Origin of the sequence: Wolbachia endosymbiont of Drosophila ananassae (assembly GCF_008033215.1) — a bacterium.
GTDB lineage: Bacteria > Pseudomonadota > Alphaproteobacteria > Rickettsiales > Anaplasmataceae > Wolbachia > Wolbachia pipientis.
On sequence record NZ_CP042904.1, the window covers coordinates 325,560 to 348,743 of the forward strand.

Genomic DNA, 23,184 nt, shown 5'->3' on the forward strand with positions numbered 1-23,184 from the left:
TAGTATGGGTATAGATATAACTGCACTAACTACTAATGCAGATAAATTAGGTGAATGCATAGATAAAAATAAAAAGCAAGAGCAGGATAGAAAAGACGAGCAATTGTATGGCATTATAGAGAGAAAGGTAAAAAAAGAAGAACACAAGCGTGAAAAACCAAGAGGTCAAGATGGAACCCTCAAGAAGTGTAAAAGGTTATTTGAAAAAGATGCTAGTCCTGAAGTATTAACTAAATTAGAAGAATCACTTAGAGAACAAGAAAAATATTATAGGTATTATGTCCAATGCTTCCTTCCAGTGCTAGATAAAGCAATAGAACGATCGAAAAAAATATCAAATGAAACAAAAAAGCAAGTAATTTCTAAAATTACTGACAATAGCAGATATTGTTTTACCCACAACCGTAGGGACAGCGAAACAGAGAGTGGCTACGGCAGTGATGTTGGAGATGATCATGAAGTAAATGGAACAACGGACAACGACGCTCTATTACTAAAAGCGATCAAAAATGGAAATAACAGGAAATTTAGAAAATATCTAAAAGATTGTACGGATATTAGCAGCATAAAAGATGAGAAAGGAAATAATATTTTACACTTCATTGCGTCGTTGGAAAAGAAACAGAAATGCAAGTTTCTGGGTACCCTAATAAAAACGGTCACCAAGGAAGATCTAGCACAACTCATTAATAGTGAAAATCAGACCCCTTTTCAGGTAGCACTAATTAACAAGGTAACAAAAGAAAAACATGAGTCTAATACAATTCGAAGTAACGATAACACACTTAAGTTTCTTACAAAATTGTTAGAGCATGGGGCCAGCTCTGATAATTTAGAATTATCTACAGAAGAATTACAAAACTTAAAAGAGGAGCAAAAGACATACTACCGTAATTTCTTAGAAAAATTAGCAGAGCAAGGAAAGAAATCTAAATTAAAGCCAGAAATAAGAATCAATACAGAAGCAAAAATTAAAGAAATTATACCACATACCATAAATACTCCAGATAGTAATGATAATTATCTATTACATCCAGTAATTAAAAATAGTGATAAAAAACTTTTTAAAGAACTATTGGAAAAAGGTGCGGATATTAGCCTTAAAGACACAGATGGTAACAATGCTTTACACTTGATTGTTAAACCTGAAACAAAACAAAAACTTAAACTTCTCAATATATTGCTAGAAACAGGCCAAAAAGAACAATTTATAAAAGCTGTAAATGATAAAAAAGAAGGGCAAACACCGCTCCATCAGATACTCCAGCGCATACAAGAGAAGAGTGAGAACCGATCACTTAAGAAATTTGAAAAAACTAAAAGGTATGAAACCCTAAAACTATTGCTAAAAAATGGTGCAGATATTACTGTGCAAGATAAAGATGGAAAAAATGCTCTGCACTATATTGCTTTACTAAAAGGAGAACAAAAAGTTGCATGTTTGAAGTTGACTTTAGGTAAGGATGAATTTAGTAAGGCTATAAATGCTGTTAACGGGAAAGAGCAAACACCGCTCCATCAGGTACTCCAGCGCATACAAGAAAAGAGTAAAGAACCTTCATTGAAAAATAAAATAAAAAATGTAGTAAAAAAAGAATTTAAGGATACTGGCAGGTATAAAACCTTAGAGTTATTTCTACAAAACGGTGCAGATATTACTGTGCAAGATAAAGATGGAAAAAATGCTCTGCACTATATTGCTTTACTAAAAGGAGAACAAAAAGTTACATGTTTAGAGTTGATTTCAAATAAAGATGATGCTGTAAATACTACTAACAAGGAAGGGCAAACACCGCTCCATCAGATACTCCAGCGCATACAAGAGAAGAGTGAGAACCGATCACTTAAGAAATTTGAAAAAACTAAAAGGTATGAAACCCTAGAACTATTGCTAAAAAATGGTGCAGATATTACTGTGCAAGATAAAGATGAAAAAAATGCTCTGCACCACATTGCTTTACTAAAAGGAGAACAAAAAGTTACATGTTTAGAGTTGATTTTAAATTCGGTGGAAAAAGAGAAATTTAGTAAAGCTGCAAACGCCACTAACGAAAAAGAACGAACACCACTACAAGTAGCGTTAATTACTAAGACGACAAAAGATAAACATAATTTGGTCAATCCTAAGAGCCGTGATAACACGATCAAGTTCTGTGTAAAATTATTGCAAAATGGTGTTGATCCAAAGCAGTTAATACTACCCGAAAGATTATGGAGCAAAGAGTATTATAAAACTATAAAAGGAATAGAGAAATCAATGGGTAGAGCGCTTATTCCAGATGATATGAGAACTGAACTGAAGTGCAACTTTGGCAGGAAGTTAAAAGCACGCGATATTGTGAAGTACATCAATAATGTTGCTTGTAAAGCAGTGACAACGCTTGTATTTGCTGCTTTAGCCTGTGCAGCAATATTCAGTGCTTCTCAAGGAATTATTACAATTGCAACTGCCTCATCTATTATAGCAGTTATTGGAGTTTGTTATCTTATTTACTTGAATTTAGAAAATATTTATGAAGGATTTGGAAAAATTAAAGGAAAGTTTACTGAAGAAAAGCAACTTACACTTCAAGATAACGCACCAAAAAATGATACACAATGCAATAACTCTGTTAAAGATATAGAAAATAAGTCCAACGATTTAGAAGAGCAAGAGGTGCAAAAATCACCAAATCAATCAGAGCATACTGAGAGTCCTCCAGACACTAAAATGAGTGCCATATCAATATATGAACTCGTTGAAAAATTGTGTAGGGATAGTGTAACTAGTAAACCCTCTTCTCTGGCGCTATGAAATCAATCTCACCGCTCAGAGTTTTTTCAGCCACTTTTTTATAATCAATTTTTACGTTAATTTGCCCTTTCTTTTCTTCAAGCCACGCTATAGTGTGCTTCATCCAGTTTTTGTCATCACGTTCAGGAAAGTCTTCACGAGCATGGGCACCTCTGCTTTCCTCGCGATTAGCTGCGCATTCCATGGTAATAACCGCTTGTGGGATCATGTTAGCAAGCTCCAGTGCTTCAACTAAATCACTATTCCACATCATACTGTGATCCTCAAGTGAAATATCAGGCATCATTTTTGCTACCTTTTTTATAGCTTTTTTGCCTTCTTCTAAAACTTCAGCAACACGGAACACTGATGCGTACTTTTGCATAGTGTTCTGCATTTCGCTGCGTATTTTTGCTACTTTTAGCCCACCGGAGGCAAATCGCATTTTATTAAACCTATCTACTATCCAGTCTGTGCAGTCTGAATGCAATTTTTTATGTGGTGTACCGGATTTTAGCTTCTCTTTTGCTCTGAGCGCTGCAGCTCTACCAAAAACCACAAGATCAAGAAGCGAGTTAGAGCCAAGTCGATTTGCACCGTGCACAGAGACACACGCAGCTTCTCCAATTGCAAATAGTCCATCTACCACTTCTTCCTTACCTTGCTTCAGCGTGATCACTTCTCCATAATAATTGGTTGGAATGCCACCCATGTTATAGTGAACAGTCGGAATGACCGGTATTGGATCTTTAGTGACATCAACTCCAGCAAAAGTTCTTGCGGTTTCGCTAATGCCCGGCAATCTGAGTTTTATTACTTCCGGATCAAGATGCGCTATAGTTAAATACATGTAATCTTTTTTCGGCCCAACTCCCCTTCCCTCTCTAATTTCAATTGTTATTGCACGACTTACCACATCACGGGAAGCTAAATCTTTTGCTTTTGGTGCGTAACGTTCCATAAACTTTTCGCCCTGAGAATTAACGAGATATCCCCCTTCGCCACGGCATCCTTCTGTCATCAAGCACCCTGAGCCATATATTCCTGTTGGATGAAATTGTACAAATTCCATATCTTCAAGTGGTAATCCAGCCCTTACTACCATGCCGTTACCATCACCTGTGCAGGTATGCGCACTTGTTGCAGAGAAATAAACACGTCCATATCCACCTGTTGCTAGCACCACCCTATGCGCGCGAAATCTATGTAATGTGCCGTCGCATAGCGACCAAGCAAGAACTCCGCAGCATGTTTCGCTATCCATAATTAAATCAATCACAAAGTATTCAACAAAAAATTCAGCGTTGAATTTAAGACACTGCTGATATAGAGTGTGAAGGATTGCGTGCCCAGTTTTATCTGCTGCCGCACAAGTGCGCTGCGCTGATTTTCCTTTACCAAAGTGAGTTGTCATTCCACCAAAAGAGCGCTGGTATATTTTGCCATCTTCTGTACGAGAAAAAGGTACGCCAAAATTTTCAAGTTCAATAACAGCTTTAGCAGCGTTTTTACACATATATTCTATTGCATCTTGATCACCAAGCCAGTCTGAACCTTTTATTGTGTCATATGCATGCCAGCGCCAATCGTCTTCACCGATATTACCTAAAGCTGCACTAATTCCGCCTTGTGCTGCAACTGTATGACTTCGTGTAGGGAAAATTTTAGAAATGCAGGCAACTGAAAAATTAGTTGCAGCCATCCCAAGCGTTGCTCTGAGCCCTGCTCCACCTGCACCTACTACTACCACGTCATACTCATGTTCTATGATCTCATACGCTGACTTATCCATATTTACTTATTTTATCATTACAGGCTTATGATATCACAGAAGTAGAAAAAATCTATACAAGTTTTCTATAGTTAAGACGTCATGCCGCCGCGGCGCTAACAAGTAGCGGGATGACAGCAATCCTACGTCATACCGCCGCAGTATCTCAGCCACTAACACGTAGCGGGATGACGAGCTTATTGTCATGCCGCCGCGAACCGTCATACCGCGATTCATTCGCGGTATCTCTAGATCCCGCTAACAAGCAGCGGGATGACGATTGTCGTTTAGCTATAAACATTAAGAAATTTACCAAACGAAAAAAAAGGCAAAAGAAGCCCCGTGGTTATTATCCGCTTTAAAATATTGGCGTTTTTTATGTTTTAAACGCTTGACAAGCGAAATTCAGCTGCTTTTAATTGCAACTAACCTACGCTGCAAATGTTTAAGAAATTTACCAAGCAGAAAAAAAGACAAAGAATCCCCGAGTTAGCTAGTCTTTTACTATCTTTGTCGAGTATTGGCATTTTTTGATGTCTTGTAACGCTTTGTAAGCGCGTTCAGCTTATTTAGATAAAAATCTAGATGTAGATGAAGTTTTGTAAAGACATACAGTATCTATATACTGCAAAAAATTAAACATAAGACGCCGATACATTAAGTAATCCTTACCTTTTAATCTGCAGATTGGCGAAAGCAAATACAATAGCTTCACTGTCATGATAAAGGGGCTGGCAAAGCTTGTCAAGAAATTTTCTTATTTCATTTAAATTGCTTGTAACCTTCTTATACACTCATCTTTACCAAGAATCACCATGATATCAATGATTCCAGGTGCATCCATTACTCCAGTTATAGGGGCGCGTAATGAGTGGTATACATCGCTTATTTTCATATCGTGCAATTTTGCACATTCCTTGATCTGAGAAGATAAAAAACCCTTATTCCAATTTTCATCACCGATCTCTGACAGAAATGACGCGAGTAACTTGATTATATCGAGGTTAGATTTGACAATTTGCTCAGCCTCTTCACTTAAATCAAGTGGCGGATCTTGAATATAAAATTTTGCTAAATCCAATAATTCGGTCAGGTAGTTTGCTCTTTTTTTTAGCTCTGTCAGTCCCTGCAGTAAATAGCCCTTTTTTTTGTCAGTTAGAGTATTTTCTCTAAGCATTAGAGTCAGAATATCTTCATTGCTCATATTACTAATATAGTGGTTATTCAAATGCTCCAGTTTTTTGAAATCGAGCCGTGCAGGTGAACGACCAATACTTTCTAAATTAAACCACTCTATTGCTTGCTCATCGCTAATAATCTCATCGTTGCCGTGACTCCAGCCAAGTCTCAGCAAGTAATTACGCATCGCTTTTGGCAATATTCCCATCTTTTCATAATCGCAAACGCTTGTGGCACCATGCCTTTTGGATAGCTTATTCCCATCTTCCCCATGGATAAGCGGCACATGTGCAAAGCGTGGAATGTCAAAATCAAGAGCCTGGTATATTAGCAGATGTTTAAAGGTATTAGTGAGATGGTCAGAACCGCGTATTATATCAGTTATTCCAGCATCATGATCGTCAATTACGACAGCAAAAATATATGTTGGAGTGTTGTCAGAGCGTAAGATCACTATATCATCAAGCTGGTTGCTATTTACTTTGATTTGGCCGTATATTTTATCATCAATAACGATCTCTTGTGAGTCTGGCACTTTGAAACGGATAACTGACCTCACACCCGATGTCATTCCAGCGCGTGACCACATATTTTCTTCTGGATCCCAGTGTCGGCTACTTGGATGACAAGAAGGAGGTTTTGTAGTACATTTATGCTTGTATATCTTGCCCTCTTCTCTTGCTTTTATTTTCTTTTCTGCAACTTCATCCTCAGGGCAATAACAGTGATACGCCCTACCCTTCTCAACTAAAAGGTTTGCTACTTCTTTATGCCGCTCTATTCTTTTTGACTGATATACTATTTCCCCATCATAGCTCACACCGAGCCATCTTAGCCCTTCTATAATTGCATCAATTGCTTCTTTCGTTGAACGTTTTCTGTCGGTGTCCTCAATTCTTAGCAAAAACCTGCCACCATGATGCTTTGCATAGAGCCAATTAAATAACGCAGTACGAGCCCCACCAATGTGCAAAAACCCTGTTGGTGATGGAGCGAATCTCGTGACTACGTCTAGCATGTTATTGTTACAGTAAAGTATAGGCTATGATACCTAAAATCCACGTTTGTAACAATGTAGAATTTATTTATCCTGAGAGATTAAATTTTCTTTATTTTTAATAAATCGTGTTGTATAATTTAGTGTTGGTTAAATATAGCGAGGTGAGTTATGTATGAACTTGTAGATATAGCAAAATTGCTTTCAGATAATGAAGCTAATATCAATTGGCATTACACCGGCCCATTTGATAAAACAAAACAAAGAATTAGGGGAGATAATCTCCTGCATTTAGCTGCAAAAACAGGAAAGGTTGATAAGTTTTTATCTATTTTCAAGAAAAGTGTTGAAAGTAATGTTCATTTGTTAGAGTACAATAAAGATCATGAAAATCCATTTCATATAGCAGCAGAAGTGGGGATATTACCAAGTGTAGTAAAAGGAATATTCAAGCATTTGGAGTCTGAAAAAACTAACCCAAATTGTGATCCGAAAAAATTAGAAAATGTCAAAAATTATGTTAAAGAGGCATTGTGCAATAGATGTGCGCTAGATCAATCTAAAAAGACTCCTCTTGACTGGGTTAGTAAGACAGTCAAAAAAGAAATAAAAGAAATCGCAGGCATAAAAGACAGCTTTATATGTAACCAGAAGTTTCGCCTATGCTTATATATAGTAGGAGCGATAGCATGTATTGCTGCTTTATGTTTGTCTTTATACTTTTTATTTTTAGTTTCTCAGTCTCTTGCATTGGCTTCGATGGCTGGGATAATTTCTGGTGGGGCTGCGTATCTGTCAGGCAAAGTATTTAGTGAGATACATGACTTGCATGACGTGAGCACTCCAGTAGAAACTTTTAGTAATGAGGATCTTGCAAGGATATAACAAAAAATTGCAGGCAATGATATAGAAATTTACTTTCTCAAGCTAAGAAAGTATACTGATAAGATGACGGAAAAGAAGTACAGTAAGATTTTAATAGCAAACAGAGGAGAGATTGCCTGCAGGATTATCAGAACTGCCCATAAGATGGGTATATCTTGTGTGTGCATATACTCGGATGCAGATGTAAATTCTGTGCATGTAAGGCAAGCAGATGAGTCAAGATATATCGGCCCTTCGCCTTCTTGCCTCAGTTATTTAAACATTGAAAAAATATGTGAAGTAGCAGTTGAAACAGGTGCTGAGGCAGTTCATCCTGGCTATGGTTTTTTAGCAGAAAATCCAGATTTTCCACGTGCTCTTCAAAAACATAATATAGACTTCATCGGCCCCAGTGCAGAAACAATAGAAGTTACAGCCAACAAAATAACAGCAAAAGAAGCGGCAAAAAAAGCTGGAGTGAATGTAGTGCCAGGATATATGGGTAAGATCAGCGATGCTGCCCATGCAGCTCAAGTTGCTGAAGAGATCGGTTTTCCCGTTATGCTTAAAGCTGCATCAGGCGGTGGTGGCAAAGGAATGCGAATTGTAAATTCCAAAAAAGAAATTGAACTAGCATTTACATCAGCCACAAATGAAGCAGAGAAAAGTTTTAAGGATGGCAGTATCTTTATAGAGAAATATATAGAGTTGCCAAGACATATTGAAATACAAATCATAGCAGATAAATATGGCAATATAGTTTGTCTTGGAGAAAGAGAATGCTCGATACAAAGGAATAATCAGAAAATAATAGAAGAAACGCCAAGTCCATTCATTAGTGAAGAAGTAAGACAAAAAATGTATGTTCAATGTGTTTCTCTGGCAAAGCAAGTTGGCTATTTTTCAGCAGGCACTGTTGAGTTTGTTGTAGATAAAGACCAAAACTTCTATTTTCTTGAGGTAAATACGAGATTGCAAGTTGAGCATCCAGTAACAGAATTTATAACTGGAATAGACATAGTAGAAGAAATGATTAGAACTTCCTGTGGAGAGAAATTGAGATTCAATCAGGATGATATTAAACTTACTGGTTCTGCAATAGAAAGTAGAATTTGCGCTGAAGACCCATCGAAGAAATTTTTCCCTTCCAGCGGAAGAATAAAATATTACGATAAACCGGGTGAAAATGATTATGTAAGAATAGATGATGGAGTTGCTGCAGGTTCAGAAATTAGCATGTTCTATGATTCGATGATTGCCAAAGTGATAACATATGGAAAAGATAGAGTAGAAGCGATCAGCAGAATGCAAAAAGCATTGTCTGAATGCTATATAGAAGGAGTAACAAATAATATAGAATTTCTAGAATCCATCTTCCATCACCCAAATTTTATCGCAGCAAAGCTCCATACGAGATTCATTCCAGATCATTACCCTAGTGGGTTTCACGGCGATTTTGTTACAGAGGAGTATATTAAAATATTTATTTTCACTGCGTTATATGTTCATTTGGAAAATGAAGAAAGGTACCATCATAAAGCAGTGAATGAAACATCTCAGGTGTCATTCCAGTGCGTGACACTGGAATCTAGTAAAAAAGAAGGGGCACCAGTATCAGCTACTCGGATGGCAGGTGACCGTGCAAGAGATTTATTCATAGTGAATATAAATGACAATGAGTACTCCGTAAATGCAAAATACCAAGATAATATATTAATAACGGTATATAATCACAATAAATACTCCGTTATAGGCAAGTGGAAATCAAGTTATAGATTGCTATATATCACAATTAATGACGATACCAATATAGCACTTAAAATAGAAAGACAAGGCAGCAAGTACTTCATAAGACATGCAGGTATGAAAGCTGAGTGTTGTATATTAAAACCTCATGTAGCTGAATTAAGTAAGTTAATGCTAAATAATGAAACAGAAGGGATTTCAGCAGATGCTGTAAAATCCCCAATATCTGGTTTATTAGTTAAATTGCACGTAAATGTAGGAGATCAGGTGGAAATAGGACAACCTTTATTTGTGGTGGAGGCAATGAAAATGGAAAATATCATATGTGCTGAAGCAGCAATGGTGATAAAAAATATTCCCGTTCAAGAAGGAAAAAATGTGCAGATTGGTGATGTAGTCTGCTTCCTTAAATAACACAAGAAGTATAAACTTGACCCAAACAAGATAAATGAAAACACTTGATGAGCTATGGCAATGGCTATCGGTATGTGCAATAATAGAGTAATTACACCTAAAATGATCTGAATGACGACGGAGAGCAGCATAATATATACCGGTTTTATGCTAGCATTTTTTACTGTGAGTATTACTACCAAAGTTAGTATTAGCAATGCCAGTGCTCGATGTATAAATTGCACTGTCGCTCTGTTCTCAAAGATATTCAGCCATATAGGCTGTAAGAAAAATAAATCTTCTGGAACGATTTGTCCGTCCATTAGTGGAAAGGTATTGTAAATCAAACCAGCATTTAATCCCGCAACAAATGCGCCGAAAATTATTTGTATTACAATTAGGACCAAAATCATCCTTGCGTAGTATATAGTGTTACCACTAACCTTAAGTTTTGTTTGTTGTGGCCTTATCTGATAATCAAAAAATTGATATGACAATAATGCAAAGATAACTAATGCTAATAATAAGTGAAGTGCGAGCCTATAGTGGCTAACATGAGGCTTGGCTACCAAGCCGCTTTTTACCATATACCAACCAGCAAAAGCTTGTAAAGCTCCAAATAATAATGCCACAAATAGCTTTATTACTACCTTTTTAGATATTTTTCTTCTTAATATGAAATATATAAATGGCAGGACAAAAACTAAACCTGTTAGTCTTGCAACCAATCTGTGTATATATTCTATTAAGTATATAGCGCGAAACTCCTCCATACTAATACCATAGTTAAGTGCTTTATATTCAGGTGTAGCTTCGTATTTTAATTTTTCTTGTAGCCAGTCTTGTTCACTCAGTGGTGGTAATGTTCCAGTAATTGGTTTCCACTCCGTGATTGACAATCCTGCTTTTGAAAGTCTGGTAAATCCACCAATTCCTACCATGAGAATTACCATGACCGAGCAGAGAAAAAGCCAAATAGCTACAGGTTTTGCTTCCATAAACCATGCTGAGTTTTGTTCCATCGCTCAGGGTAAAGAATAAATTCCCATAAGGCAAGAAAAGCTGCAACACTATGTAGCAGACTATAGACCGGAAAAAATATCGATACTATATAAAAATAAAAAGGCATCTTTTGCTGTTTGACAGCTATTACCAAAAGAATCAGGTTAGTAACGTATACCACTACAAAGTAGTACAAAAATAATTCATTTAAAACTTTAGTTAATATCAATGAAAGCAGTAAAAATGGAGTAGTAAAAAATAAAAAAGCTGCAGAGCCAACAAAAAGATTCAATAGCAAAATTCCCTTAAATCCAGTGTGTTTATAAAGAGACTTTATATTTTTTAAATGAACAATATAAGTTTGCATATAGCCTTTGATCCAGCGCGCTCTTTGCTTAATCCAAGCAAATACAGCAATTGGTGACTCTTCCAATGTTTCTGAGTCAATCATCCTGGTTTTATATCCCATTTGCGCAAGTCTCAAACCGAGGTCAGCATCTTCGGTAACACTATAAGCATCCCAGAAAAACATTTTTCTTAGAATTTTTACTGAAAAATGATTACTGCTACCACCCAAAGGCATTGGCATGTTCATTTTTTGGAATCCAGGCAATAAGTATTGAAACCAGTTCATATACTCCAGAGAAAAGGATTTTGTGAGAAAATTACAATCACAATTATAGTAATTTAATTTCGCCTGTACACAGGCTAACTTATCGTCGCCCTTATTAAATTCAATCAGTGCTTTTTTTAACTGCAATGGGTCTGGTTTATCGTCCGCATCATATATTACTGCATACTTTCCTCTAGCAAAGCTCATAGCATAATTGCATGACTTGGCTTTTGTTCTAGGCAAAGAATGAGGCACTTTTATTACTTCAAAATACTGCGGTAAAGTGTACTTTTCTATAGCTGCTAGCGTTTCTTGGTCATCACTTTCTACCTGAAGCTTCACATCTAATTTTGATTTTGGATAATCCAAACTTTCAATGCTTTCGATCAATTGCTCTATCACTGCACTTTCTTTAAAAGCAGGCAATAAAATAGTATATATAGGAAAATCTTCTTCATTCAGCTTACTATAATCCACTTTTTGATTAGAGGTTTCACATAAGTTAAAAATTGTAGCTATAAACTTGAATAAATAACTAGAACATCCGATTATAAATATCAACATCAAAGCAAAATATGTATATTTCTCTGTTAGTGTTAAAATTGAAGTTACAATAAAGAAAGAAGCAAAAAATATTGAGCTTAGTTTAATGCTTTTAGCTGAAAAATTAGGATTCTTGTAATATAAGTAGTTGCTTGCAAATTCTGAAATACCAAAGTGCGAGTTAAGAAGATTTAAAATCTGTTCGCTATCCACTTTTATTAATACATAGTCAATACCGTAATGAGCTTCGACCCAACGGTTGATATCTCGGCTTGTGTCTTCAACCATAAAAAAAGTAGTATTATTTAATTTTTGCCAAGGAATTATATTAAATTTATAGTAAAAAAGTTTCTCTTGCTCTTTGCATAAACTAGAATCAAACTTAATTTTTTCTACATTATCAGCTTGAAGTATAGGCATTAAACCTAATGCAATTTTTTATTTAAGTCACGTGAAAATGAAGATATGACCTCGCTACTACGCTTATCATCTTTACGTTCATGCATTATTTTTTTTACAGCATCAGCAGCTATACTCGCTGTGTTAGCCTGTAAATCTCCAAGAGCTTTTTCAACTTGGTCAGTGACTTTCTTCAAGTTAGAATGGGCATTGTCATCTAATGTCTGATCTAGCTGCTGTCTATTGTGCTTAATGATACTATTAGCTTTATCAAGTGCTTCATTCATCATTTCATTAACTTCTGCATCTAATTTTTTGTATTTTTCAGAAGATTTTTTGTAATACTCCAACATATCTTTCCTGAATTTTTCAGTTTCTTCACTTGAAAATTTGCTTTTGTTACGCTTATTGTTAAGCGCATTTTTTATCACTTTCTTCAGCAATTTATACGAAAGAACAAAGCCTACCAAGAAGGCAAGACCGATAATCAGTGATGTAGACATAAAAACCCCTAAAATTCTTTGGACACCAAGTCAGCAATAAATTCCTCTTCAATTTCAGAATTGGTCAATTTAGTATAATAAATTAAAGCAATACTAGTAGCCATTTGTTTTAACTGATCAGTATATTCAGATTTAAATTCTGCCACTTTTTCTTCAATAAGCTTGCTCATTTTTTTGTCTTCCTCTTCTAATATATTCTTAACATTAGCTCTCATTTCTTCTACCTGAGCAAGTGCATCATCTATGATTTTTTTTGCCTGTATTCTAGCTTGGTTTAAAGCGGCATTATACTTGGCAATCTGCTCTTCCGTGAGTCTTAAAAGATGAACAGAACTATTAAAAGAACCCAATACTTCTTTACTTCTAGTGCTTATTATTTTATCTAACTTTGGTAAAAATAAACAACTTACCACGAAAAAAAGTGAAGAGAAAAAAATTAAAAACCAAAAAACTTGAGAAAAGAAGGTTGAAACATCAAGCTGTGGCATCTGTTAAGCAGCAAATATTAATAACATTGCAAGTACAAACGCAAGCAATCCCATGATTTCAACCATGGCAGCACCAATATAAACATAACTTTTCATTTTACCTTCTGATTCAGGGTTTCTCGCAATCCCATTTAACATAGCAGAGAAGATATTAGCTATACCTAAACCAGCACCGAGCATTCCAAACACAGCTAAACCAATTGCTATAAACTTTAAAGCTACTAAATCCATATATTACCTTTAATTATTTCTTTATAATATAATTGTAAAATATTCTACAAGGAAGTCAATTACTTTACTGCATCTGACAAATATACACATGTTAATATAGTAAATATATAAGCTTGTAAAATTGCAACAAATACTTCAAATCCTATCAATGCAATTATGAACAAAAACGGCGCAGGAGTGAAAAATATGTTCATATTTACAATAAACCCTGCTATCACTTTGATGATTGTATGACCAGCAATCATATTTGCTGCAAGCCTTATTGATAGGCTAACCGGCCTTACTAAATAAGCAAACAACTTAATAATAATTATTATAGGTGCAAGCCACGAAGGAGTTCCTTTTGGTAGCAATATGCGTAAAAATTCTACTCCCCTTTCTTTAAATCCAACAATCGTTATATAAATAAAAACCACCATCGATAAAGCGAAGGTGACTATCACATGACTTGTGACCGTGAAACTATAAGGAAGAACACCAACCAAATTACATGATAAAATGAAAATAAACACTGTAAATATCAATGGAATGTGCTGCAAGCCTTTGCTTCCAGTGTTATTTTCTATTATTGAAATAACAAAATCATATACATACTCAACTGCAGCTTGCAAATATCCTGGTATTACTGCCCCCTTCTTTATTCCAAAAAGCAAAAAGAGTATCACCAATATCACCGAAATCATCATGAAAAGAGATGAATTGGTAAAGCTTACGTCATACCCAAATAACCTAGGTAACTCTATTACCGTATATACTTTAAACTGTTCCAGCGGATTTAATGCCATTTTAATCTGAATTATAAACAGTAAATAAAGTATGAATTTTATAGGACAAAGTCAAGAATTAAGATAAGGCTCTGTATTATTATAACATTAACATATTAACAAAATATGTAATTAGAATGTTAATTACAGTCAGCTCTGTATTTTAAAATTTACTAATCTTGTTAAATTATTCAATATCTTGACTTAATATCTTATTTTGATTATAATTTAATTTTTAGTGAGGTATATAATGAACGAAATAGATTTTATTAACACTAATCATCCTTTAAATTTGGAGCAGGAATTTGGTAACGGATACATCGAATCAGTAGATTGTTTCCTTGACGAAGATACTCGCGATTATTACATAGGACTCAACAATGCAATAATACACTTCTTTTTTGATGGTAACATTGATGAGGATGCCTGGGATTATGAAAGTCTTAAATTCTTTCTGGAGATAGATTTAAAAGGTGATATAGAAAAAATTCTTTCTCTTCGCAAGAAGATATAAAGTTACAAAAGCTTCTACATCATAAACAATGATGTAGAAGTATTCCACTACAACAAGCTTTAAAAGCACTACATTTTATATTACAATAACTTTTTTGTTTCTTGTTAGATCGATGAAATTCACGTTATCTTGGTTACTGGAGTATTTAGAAACCAATGCTAGTTTAGAAGAAATTACCGATAAATTAACTCACATAGGGTTAGAAGTAGAAGATGTGATCGACAATACAAAATTAGCTGGTTTTATTGTTGCAGAAGTATTAGAGGTGATACAGCATCCAAATGCTGATAAATTAAAATTATGTAAAGTAGATGACGGAAGTAAAATTCTACAAATAGTTTGCGGAGCAAACAATGTTAGAGAAGGTATGAAAACTGTGCTTGCATCTCTTGGTAGCACATTGCCAGAAAGTGATTTCACAATCAAGCCTACAAAAATACGAGGAGTGCTAAGTGAAGGGATGCTCTGCTCTGCTTCTGAACTTGCGTTGGTTCAAGAGGAAAGTGAAGGAATAATCGAGCTTTCCGATGATTATAAAGTAGGGGATAAATTTTTCAATTGTGACCCTGTAATTGATATAAATGTTACCCCAAACCGTGGAGATTGCTTAGGCATTTATGGAATAGCTCGCGACCTTGCTGCAACTGGAATTGGGACATTAAAGACTTTAAGCATTCCACAACTTACCAGCTTCATAAATTCACCAATCGATGTTGAAGTTACTGACGGGGAAAGTTTTATTAGTGGAATATACATCGCCAATGTAAAAAATCAAGAAAGCCCAAAATGGTTAAAAGATAGGCTGGAATCGATAGGAATGCGCTCCATTTCTGCAATAGTTGATATCACGAACTATATTATGATATCTTTCAGCCGCCCAATGCACGCGTATGATGCAAAAAAAATAGAAGGAGAGCTCACAGTACGCAAAGCAAACGACGGAGAAAAATTTGCTGGTTTGAACGGTAAAGAATACTTATTAAACAAAGACATAAGCGTTATTGCAGGTGATAAAAATATTCATGGAATTGCTGGAATTATAGGTGGTAAGTGCAGTGAATGTACTCTTGAAACTACTGATATCTTTTTAGAGTCTGCTTGGTTCGATCCCATCTCTATTACTAAATCTTCAAGGCAGCTCGGCATCTCCACAGACGCTAGTTACAGATTTGCACGTTCAGTTGATCCTGGATTTACTTTTGATGGACTCAACCTTGCAGCTAAAATGATTCTGGACTTATGTGGTGGAGAAACCTCAAGCGTAGTGTCTGCTGGCAGCTTAGATAGTGTTGACACCAAGGTGAGCTTTGATTATCAGGATGTGAACAAGTTTGGAAGTGTGTCTGTATCGCCTGATGAGGTGCTTGATATCTTAACGAAACTAGGGTTTAGTATTGATAAAAAAACCGAAGGCAATTGGAATGTACAAGTACCAAGCTGGAGACCGGACGTGACAATACCGGCTGACCTAATTGAAGAAGTAACAAGAATATACGGCTATGACAAAATAAAAGAAGAACCACTACCAAATAATGTTGAAGAAGTAGATAGTACATACGACAATTTGCGTATTTTGATGACAAACAGAGGGTTTCATGAAGTGCTAACCTGGTCGTTTATGAGTGAATCAACAGCCGAAAAATTTGGTTACTCGAATAAGTTATTTATCATCGATAATCCGTTTAACAATAACTTTAATATAATGAGACCAAGTATTATGCCAAATTTATTGCAAGTTACTGCTGATAATATTGCCCACGGAATATCTGATCTTGCAATCTTCGAAATTGGGCCGATTTACGATGGTGAAGCTCGGTCTAAACATGTCTTAAGTGGAATAAGAACAGGAAATAATTTACCGCGAAACCATTATAATACTGATAGGAAAGTAGATGTTTTTGACGCAAAGGCTGATTGCATAGCAGCTTTGGAGTTTTTTAACGTTAATTGTGATAATTTAACGATAGAGAAAGCAGAAAAAGAACATTACCACCCAGGAAAGTCAGGCACTCTCTCTTTTAAGAATAAAGTAGCAGGTTATTTTGGAGAGTTGCATCCTAATATATTAGATCTTTTTGATATCAAGCAAAAAGTTGTAGGTTTTGAGGTAATACTAGAAAATATTGAAAATTTACCTGTAAGTAGAAAGAAATTTATCGATTATAAATACCAAAGTGTAAAACGTGATTTTGCATTTATAGTAAATAAGGATGTGGAAGTAGGTAACATAATCAATGTGATAAAAAAAAGCTCAGAGCTCATCACAGAAGTTTTGATATTCGATGTATACCATGGAAATAATATAGAACCGAATAAGATGTCTATAGCGTTGTCAGTTACTTTTTGCTCTCCAATCCACACTTTAACTGAAAAAGAGATCCAAAAAGAATCAAGTGCTATAGTTAATTTAGTATGTGAAAATACCGGAGGAACTTTGAGAACTTATCGTTGAGTCACAATCATAGTTTCCTGCCGTTGCTGTGTCACACTTACTTCATCCAATTTATTTCCAATATTGAATTCAATATCCTTGAAAAATCTATCCCACATTCCATGCAAATGCTCTTCTATTTTAGGCCACACATCATTTTTAAATGTTACCCCATCATCAGAAAATAAATTACCTAAAAAGGCTCCAATACCTTCATAATTTGACTGAAAACATTGAAGAAATGTCTCTCCTTCTTTATAAGTATTATGTGCCACATTTAACGCTTTTCTCTCTGTAGTCTCTTTATAAGCATTTGATGCTCCAATCTTTATTGCACCAAACATAACTTTACTCCAGTTCTTAACTTTCTGTATACAACCTTCACTATTTCCTGGTATATTATTTATTATATTTTTTGTCAAATTGTCTATCAAAGGAGACAATAAATTTTGACTAAAATGTTTGATATTATCTTTTGTTTTAATTACAGGATATTTGATGCGTTTTTCTGCTAAACAGTACTCCAGTTCTGCTCTTTCTAATAACTTCTTGATTTCTTTTTCATCAAAAGTTTCAAGCTTGAATACCTTCAGTAAATCATCTTCTATTACTGCAAATTTTATTTTTTCACGAGACGTTAGTTCTTCTTTATAATCATTTTTTGTTTCTTCATTTATCAATAATTCTTTTTTGCCTAATTCTAACTGTTTTAATGCTTTCAGAATTTCTTCATTCCTTTTTAAGAGCACTTCTATTGATCTTGTACCCGGATGCCCTTTTTCCCTGTTATTTTGTTCAGCTTGTAAACGCTTATTTTGATCTTTGAGTGTTTGTTCTAATGTAGATTTTTCTAAATGTCCTTCATCTTGCACGCGAAAAGCTTCAATTATTTCTGCTAGACCTGATTCACCATATTTTCTTAATTTCTTGCATAAACGTAAAACACCCTTTTTTTGTTCTCGAAGTAACCTTTGCACTTTATATTTTTTTATTTCTAAATACATCTTTTCTATAAAGTCATTTATTTTAGCTGAAGCTTCCTTATCCGATGGAACCTTTACTTTTTTTTCTAAATCTTCAAGCTGCTTCCTTAGGCTTTGCTTCTCCTTATCCGGTATATCTGATTGACTTAACTTACCTTGAACTTTTTTCATTACTGATTTTATCAGCCTGCGCTCAATCTCTTGATCATCATATTCGAATTTAAAAAGGTCTTCTAACCCCCTTTTTAAGGTGTCATTTGTTAAGCTACTGTTTTCATGTATTTCTTTTAATTTCTTATATATATCGTTACACCTTGTTTGACCTATTCCTCTTAAACTCTCTAATTCCTGTCTCACTAAAGAATTTTTTATCTCATCTTCCAGCGAAAAATCTTCTCCCCGTCTATCTCGCTGAAACTTAATTGCTTGTATAAAGGCAACTTGATAAGCACTTTGTATTAAGTGACTTGTCAAATTAGGACCTATACTATCTACCACTTTCGACTTGAATTCGTTCAATAATTCCTTCAATTTATCATATGTAATCTCTTTCTTTTCTAGCTTTATCAGTTCTTCCATAGTCTTCGCAAATTCCTGAATAGAAGTTGCAAGCACATCCTTGATTTCATTGCGTAAGGGCTTAAGACCATTTTTTAAATTGATGTTAGTTGACAATTTCAGTACGATGCTATGCTCTGAATTCCGCGTCACATCAAACCACTTGTTATTTTCATTTTCATACAAATCTCTAAGCAATCGTTTAAATTGCGGTGGAAATTCTATTTCCATATCCCACGCAATATTTGGTCCAGTAACTTCCTTTTCATGAAAAGACACCTCAATATTTTGATGCTTATTAGAATACCGCCCCATACTTATTTTAAGAGCAGTAACTAAAGAGTGAGATAAATCTCTATTTAAAAGATAAAAAGTAGCCAAAGCAATTGTTGCAGGAACAACTAAGGCTACAAGTACAGCCATATTAACAAAAATTGCTATTGCAGCAAGAACACCATATGCCAATCTTTTTGGCACGCCAGTTTCACTCTTTTTTGTCTTATCTTCCCCTACACTGTCTTGTGTCTTGCTGTTTGCTTGAAATCTACTGCATACGACTAATCCCAGTGCAGTAAAAGCAATATAAGGAAGCATTAAAACTGACAGAGCTAAATTTAATATTTTCTTTTCTGGGCAAGTTCTATTTATTTCCTTAAATATTTCGCTTGATATATTATACCAGGAAGTAAAAAAATCAGAGTTATAATCTTTATAATGAAATATACTGAGTGGAACGTTAAAATTAGCTAACGGCTCTTGTTCTTCCACAGCATCAAAAAATTCTTCTTCCTCTTCTGAAGTAGCAAGACCTAAATTATTCCCTTCTTCTACATTAGAAACAGCTTCCATAGCATCAAAAAACTCTTCTTCCTCCTCCAAAGTAACAACAGATTCTGCTTTACCTAAACCACCACTATTGTTAACAACTTCTTCATAATCATCTGCAACAGCTTTATTCATATTATAACCTTATCCAATTACCTTAAGTATAGCATAAATACTGACAATCTTGCAACTTTATTAAAAATTTAACGCTCAATACTAACACTTAAATCCTGATATTCCTTAGAATAGAAGTTAGTTCCAATTTCTGTATTAATGTCCAAAGATAAGGCAAGGGTCTGCTCTTTTATATATTCAAACCACGTATTTATTGCTTCCTTAATTTTCTCATCTTCTGTTTTGATTATTACTCTGATTCTATCTGATATATGAAAATCAGCTTGTTTTCTGGTTTCTTGAATGAGCCTCACGACATCTCTCGCTAACCCTTCTAGAATTAATTCATCATTTAGTTCAGTATTTAGAATGACAACTCCTTTGTTGTTATCAAACACAGCAGAATATCCACTATTTGCTTTTAACAATAGTTCATATTCGCCTTTTTCTATGATGTAATTTTCTGACTCATTACCTAAAAAAACTTGCTCATTTTCAACTTGCTTCCATTTTCCCTCTTTGACATATTGAACTAGTTTCTTAATTTTATCTGGTATTCTCTTTCCAAGCAGCGGAAAACTTAGCTTTAACTCTAGTGATGCAATATCTTCAAGTCTGTTTACTAACTCCAGTTTTTTTACATTTACCTCATCTTTTATCATCTCCTGGTACTCATTTGAATCTGCAGCACACTGGATCCCAGTGTCAGCTACTTGGATAACAGGAGAGAACTCTGGGATGACAGAAAACGGCTCACCTTCAAGAAAACTACAGGAAGACTGATGATAAATGATCATACTGCCAAGTGGCTGTCTGATACGTATGTTAAAAGTGTTTCTAATAGAGAGTGCAGAGTTGCATATCTCTCTCACCAAATCCATCTTGGCAATGAGCTGACTATCAAACTTCTCTAATTGTGGAAAATTAGCCAAATGAACAGATGTTTCTTCATACTTAAGCCCTTGCCATATATTCTCTGTTATAAGTGGCAACAAAGGAGCTGCAGCTCTTAGTATGTAATAAAAAACCGTATATAGAACATTATAAGCATCAGTTTTATCCTGATCCAAATCACTTTTCCAAAAACGCTCGCGACTGCGACGAATATACCAATTATTTAGCACTTCAAAAAAGTTCATTAAAATTTTGCAAGCCTCTTGGGAGTTATAGTTGTTCATAGAAGCTTGGATACCTTCTACAGCTTCAAAACACTTGGAAATCATGTAACGATCAATAGTGCTTTGATAATCCTTACAAACTTCAGCTTTAATCCCATCTGCATTTGCATACATGGTAAAAAAGTGATAGCTATTCCAAATAGGTTTTATTACGTTTTTCAGAACATCTCGTATTGAGTTTCCTTCTTTATCGAGTAGCAAATTACCACCACAAACAATAGATCCAGAAAGCATAAGAAAACGCAGTGCATCAGAACCGTATCTATCAAAAACCTCCATTGGATCTGCATAGTTATTCAAACGTTTGGACAATTTTTGCCCTTTTACATCCAAAACAACACCGTGGCATATGCAGTTCTTAAATGGTTCCCTATCAAACAAAGCAGTGGACAATACAAAGAGCGTATAAAACCACCCCCTGGTTTGCGCTATGTATTCAGTGATAAAATCCGCAGATTCAAACCACTCCTTATTTTCAAACGGATAGTGGATTTGCGCAAATGGCATCGAGCCAGATTCAAACCAGCAGTCAAACACGTCAGGTACACGGCGCATAACTGATTTTCCTGTTGGATCATCAGGATTTGGTCTTGTTAAAGTATCGATAAATGGTCTGTGCAAGTCGTCTATTTTAACATTAAAATCTCTTTCCAGTTCTTCTATTGAACCATATACATCTACTCTTGGATATCTCGCATCATCTGATTTCCATACAGGGATTGGTGTACCCCAGAATCGATTGCGTGAAATTGACCAGTCGTGTGCCCCTTCAAGCCATTTTCCAAATTGACCATCTCTAATGTGGTTTGGTATCCAATTAACTCTCTTATTTAGCTCTACCATTCTGCTTTTGAATTTTGTAACAGCAACATACCAAGAAGGCATAGTGCGATAGATCAAAGGAGTATCAGTTCTCCAGCAGTGTGGATAATTGTGAATATATTGCTCAGTCTTAAACCAACTCCCCTGCCCTTTCAATTTTTTTATTACTGTATCATTGGCATCAAAAACATGAACCCCTGCCAAATCTGAAACTTCAGCAGTAAATTTTCCACTGTTATCAATTGGACAAATAACTGGAATATCATGGCTTTGGCAAAGGTAAAAATCTTCCTCACCAAATCCAGGAGCAGTATGCACAACGCCAGTACCGTCTTCTCCTGTAACATAATCAGCAATAAAAACGCGAAATGCATTTTTTGTGTCTTTAAAATAGTCAAACAGTGGTTTGTAAGAAAGACCTGCAAGATCATTCGCTTTAAGTTTTATATTGCAGTTTTCATATGGAATATTGTTTTGTTCAGAGTGGCTAATAAATTTCTCTAGGTAACTTTCAGCAAAGATATATATTTCATTAGGTTGATTTGATGTCACTTCAGCATGCAAACATTTATTACCTTCCTGGATTCCAGCTTCACGCGCTGCCAAAGAGTGGACTGACACTGCACAATACTTGATGTCCTTTCCTATCGCCAAAGCTAAATTGCTCGGCAACGTCCATGGGGTTGTAGTCCAAGCAAGTAATTTGCACTTTTGTTCAATATTTTTAAATTGCTGTGGGTTTTCTAAAAGCTCAAATGCAACAGTTACAGCTTTGCTAGTCTTTTCTCTATACGCGTTATCAAGCCTTGTTTCAAAATTGGATAATGGAGTTTCGCAAGCCCAACTATATGGAACAACGCGTACTGATTCATATACTAAGCCCTTATCATAAAGCTGCTTAAATGCCCACATGACCGACTCCATGAATGATTTATCCATAGTCTTATAGTCATTGTGAAAATCCACCCATCTTGCTTGTCTATTGACATATTTTTCCCATTCTGATGAAAATTTCATCACAGAAGTACGGCAATGGTTATTGAATTTTTCAATACCAAATTTTTCTATTTCAGTTCTACCAGATATTCCAAGTTCTTTTTCTGCACCCATCTCAGCCGGTAATCCATGGCAATCCCAGCCAAATCTACGTTCGACTCTTTTTTGCAGCATAGTTTGATATCTTGCAAATGCGTCTTTGATGAAACCAGTGAGTAAATGTCCATAATGCGGAAGTCCATTTGCAAACGGAGGCCCATCGTAAAAGACAAAACAATTATCCTTGGAACGTTCTTCAACTGACTGCTCAAAAACTTTATTTTCCTGCCAAAATTTTATGATTTCCTTTTCTAACGACGAAAAATCAGGATTACTTACTGTATCAGGATAATGCTTTGACTTCATGTTCGCTATGTAAAACTAAAGAATATAGGGCTTTCTGAAAAATTACAAATTCAAAAATATTTCCGTAGCTCACACCCCAACAAACTATTCTG

General features: G+C 35.2%; 15 protein-coding genes. 5 read left to right on the forward strand and 10 right to left on the reverse strand.

All coding sequences use genetic code 11. The annotated features are described in order from the left end of the window. Nucleotides 1–4 precede the first annotated feature (4 nt). The gene (locus tag EA652_RS01595) at nucleotides 5–2,794 is read left to right on the forward strand and encodes an ankyrin repeat domain-containing protein (protein ID WP_007548772.1); all 2,790 of its coding nucleotides are present in this window, start codon (nucleotides 5–7) and stop codon (nucleotides 2,792–2,794) included. Here EA652_RS01595 and sdhA read toward each other — a convergent pair. Together sdhA and gltX are read right to left on the reverse strand one after the other, a co-directional pair. After that, nucleotides 2,766–4,565 carry a succinate dehydrogenase flavoprotein subunit gene (sdhA, locus tag EA652_RS01600; RefSeq protein WP_012673129.1) on the reverse strand — a complete coding sequence of 600 codons (1,800 nt, stop codon included), beginning with the start codon at nucleotides 4,563–4,565 and terminating at the stop codon, nucleotides 2,766–2,768. The two genes, EA652_RS01595 and sdhA, sit on opposite strands and share 29 nt — an antisense overlap. Nucleotides 4,566–5,310: 745 nt before the next feature. Continuing rightward, the gene (gltX, locus tag EA652_RS01610) at nucleotides 5,311–6,741 is read right to left on the reverse strand and encodes a glutamate--tRNA ligase (protein ID WP_012673130.1); all 1,431 of its coding nucleotides are present in this window, start codon (nucleotides 6,739–6,741) and stop codon (nucleotides 5,311–5,313) included. A 150-nt stretch (nucleotides 6,742–6,891) separates the two neighbouring features. On the opposite strand from gltX, the gene EA652_RS01615 reads away from it, so the two are divergent. Both EA652_RS01615 and EA652_RS01620 read left to right on the forward strand, forming a co-directional pair. Then, on the forward strand, nucleotides 6,892–7,605 hold the full coding sequence (locus EA652_RS01615; RefSeq protein ID WP_012673131.1) for a hypothetical protein: 714 nt from the start codon (nucleotides 6,892–6,894) through the stop codon (nucleotides 7,603–7,605). 63 nt (nucleotides 7,606–7,668) lie between these two features. Further along, nucleotides 7,669–9,744: an acetyl-CoA carboxylase biotin carboxylase subunit gene (locus EA652_RS01620; protein WP_012673132.1), complete on the forward strand. Its 2,076-nt coding sequence runs from the start codon at nucleotides 7,669–7,671 to the stop codon at nucleotides 9,742–9,744. Here EA652_RS01620 and EA652_RS01625 read toward each other — a convergent pair. From EA652_RS01625 to EA652_RS01650, 6 genes are read right to left on the reverse strand one after another with little or no spacing between them, the layout of a single operon-like run. Further along, complete coding sequence (locus EA652_RS01625; RefSeq protein ID WP_012673133.1) at nucleotides 9,693–10,721, reverse strand: COX15/CtaA family protein; 1,029 nt, start codon at nucleotides 10,719–10,721, stop codon at nucleotides 9,693–9,695. The genes EA652_RS01620 and EA652_RS01625 overlap by 52 nt on opposite strands. After that, nucleotides 10,703–12,301, reverse strand: coding sequence for a glycosyltransferase family 2 protein (locus EA652_RS01630; RefSeq protein WP_012673134.1), 1,599 nt, complete (start codon nucleotides 12,299–12,301; stop codon nucleotides 10,703–10,705). The genes EA652_RS01625 and EA652_RS01630 overlap by 19 nt, the downstream gene beginning before the upstream one ends. Before the next feature lie 5 nt (nucleotides 12,302–12,306). Continuing rightward, complete coding sequence (locus EA652_RS01635; RefSeq protein WP_006280273.1) at nucleotides 12,307–12,783, reverse strand: F0F1 ATP synthase subunit B family protein; 477 nt, start codon at nucleotides 12,781–12,783, stop codon at nucleotides 12,307–12,309. 8 nt (nucleotides 12,784–12,791) lie between these two features. Then, the gene (locus EA652_RS01640) at nucleotides 12,792–13,271 is read right to left on the reverse strand and encodes a F0F1 ATP synthase subunit B family protein (protein ID WP_007548633.1); all 480 of its coding nucleotides are present in this window, start codon (nucleotides 13,269–13,271) and stop codon (nucleotides 12,792–12,794) included. 3 nt (nucleotides 13,272–13,274) lie between these two features. After that, nucleotides 13,275–13,502: a F0F1 ATP synthase subunit C gene (locus tag EA652_RS01645; protein WP_006014985.1), complete on the reverse strand. Its 228-nt coding sequence runs from the start codon at nucleotides 13,500–13,502 to the stop codon at nucleotides 13,275–13,277. A gap of 59 nt (nucleotides 13,503–13,561) precedes the next feature. Then, entirely contained in the window at nucleotides 13,562–14,287 is a 726-nt protein-coding gene (locus EA652_RS01650) for a F0F1 ATP synthase subunit A (protein WP_006280272.1), read from the reverse strand. Nucleotides 14,288–14,516: 229 nt separating this feature from the next. Between EA652_RS01650 and EA652_RS01655 the strand changes: the two genes are divergently transcribed. After that, nucleotides 14,517–14,780 carry a hypothetical protein gene (locus EA652_RS01655; RefSeq protein ID WP_010962582.1) on the forward strand — a complete coding sequence of 88 codons (264 nt, stop codon included), beginning with the start codon at nucleotides 14,517–14,519 and terminating at the stop codon, nucleotides 14,778–14,780. A gap of 112 nt (nucleotides 14,781–14,892) precedes the next feature. Continuing rightward, on the forward strand, nucleotides 14,893–17,232 hold the full coding sequence (gene pheT, locus EA652_RS01660; protein WP_012673135.1) for a phenylalanine--tRNA ligase subunit beta: 2,340 nt from the start codon (nucleotides 14,893–14,895) through the stop codon (nucleotides 17,230–17,232). Here the strand turns inward: pheT and EA652_RS01665 are convergent. Both EA652_RS01665 and ileS read right to left on the reverse strand, forming a co-directional pair. Continuing rightward, entirely contained in the window at nucleotides 17,223–19,712 is a 2,490-nt protein-coding gene (locus EA652_RS01665) for a hypothetical protein (RefSeq protein ID WP_012673136.1), read from the reverse strand. The two genes, pheT and EA652_RS01665, sit on opposite strands and share 10 nt — an antisense overlap. 68 nt (nucleotides 19,713–19,780) lie before the next feature. Then, nucleotides 19,781–23,092, reverse strand: a complete 3,312-nt coding sequence (gene ileS / locus EA652_RS01670) for an isoleucine--tRNA ligase (RefSeq protein WP_007548628.1) — start codon at nucleotides 23,090–23,092, stop codon at nucleotides 19,781–19,783. Nucleotides 23,093–23,184 lie beyond the last annotated feature (92 nt).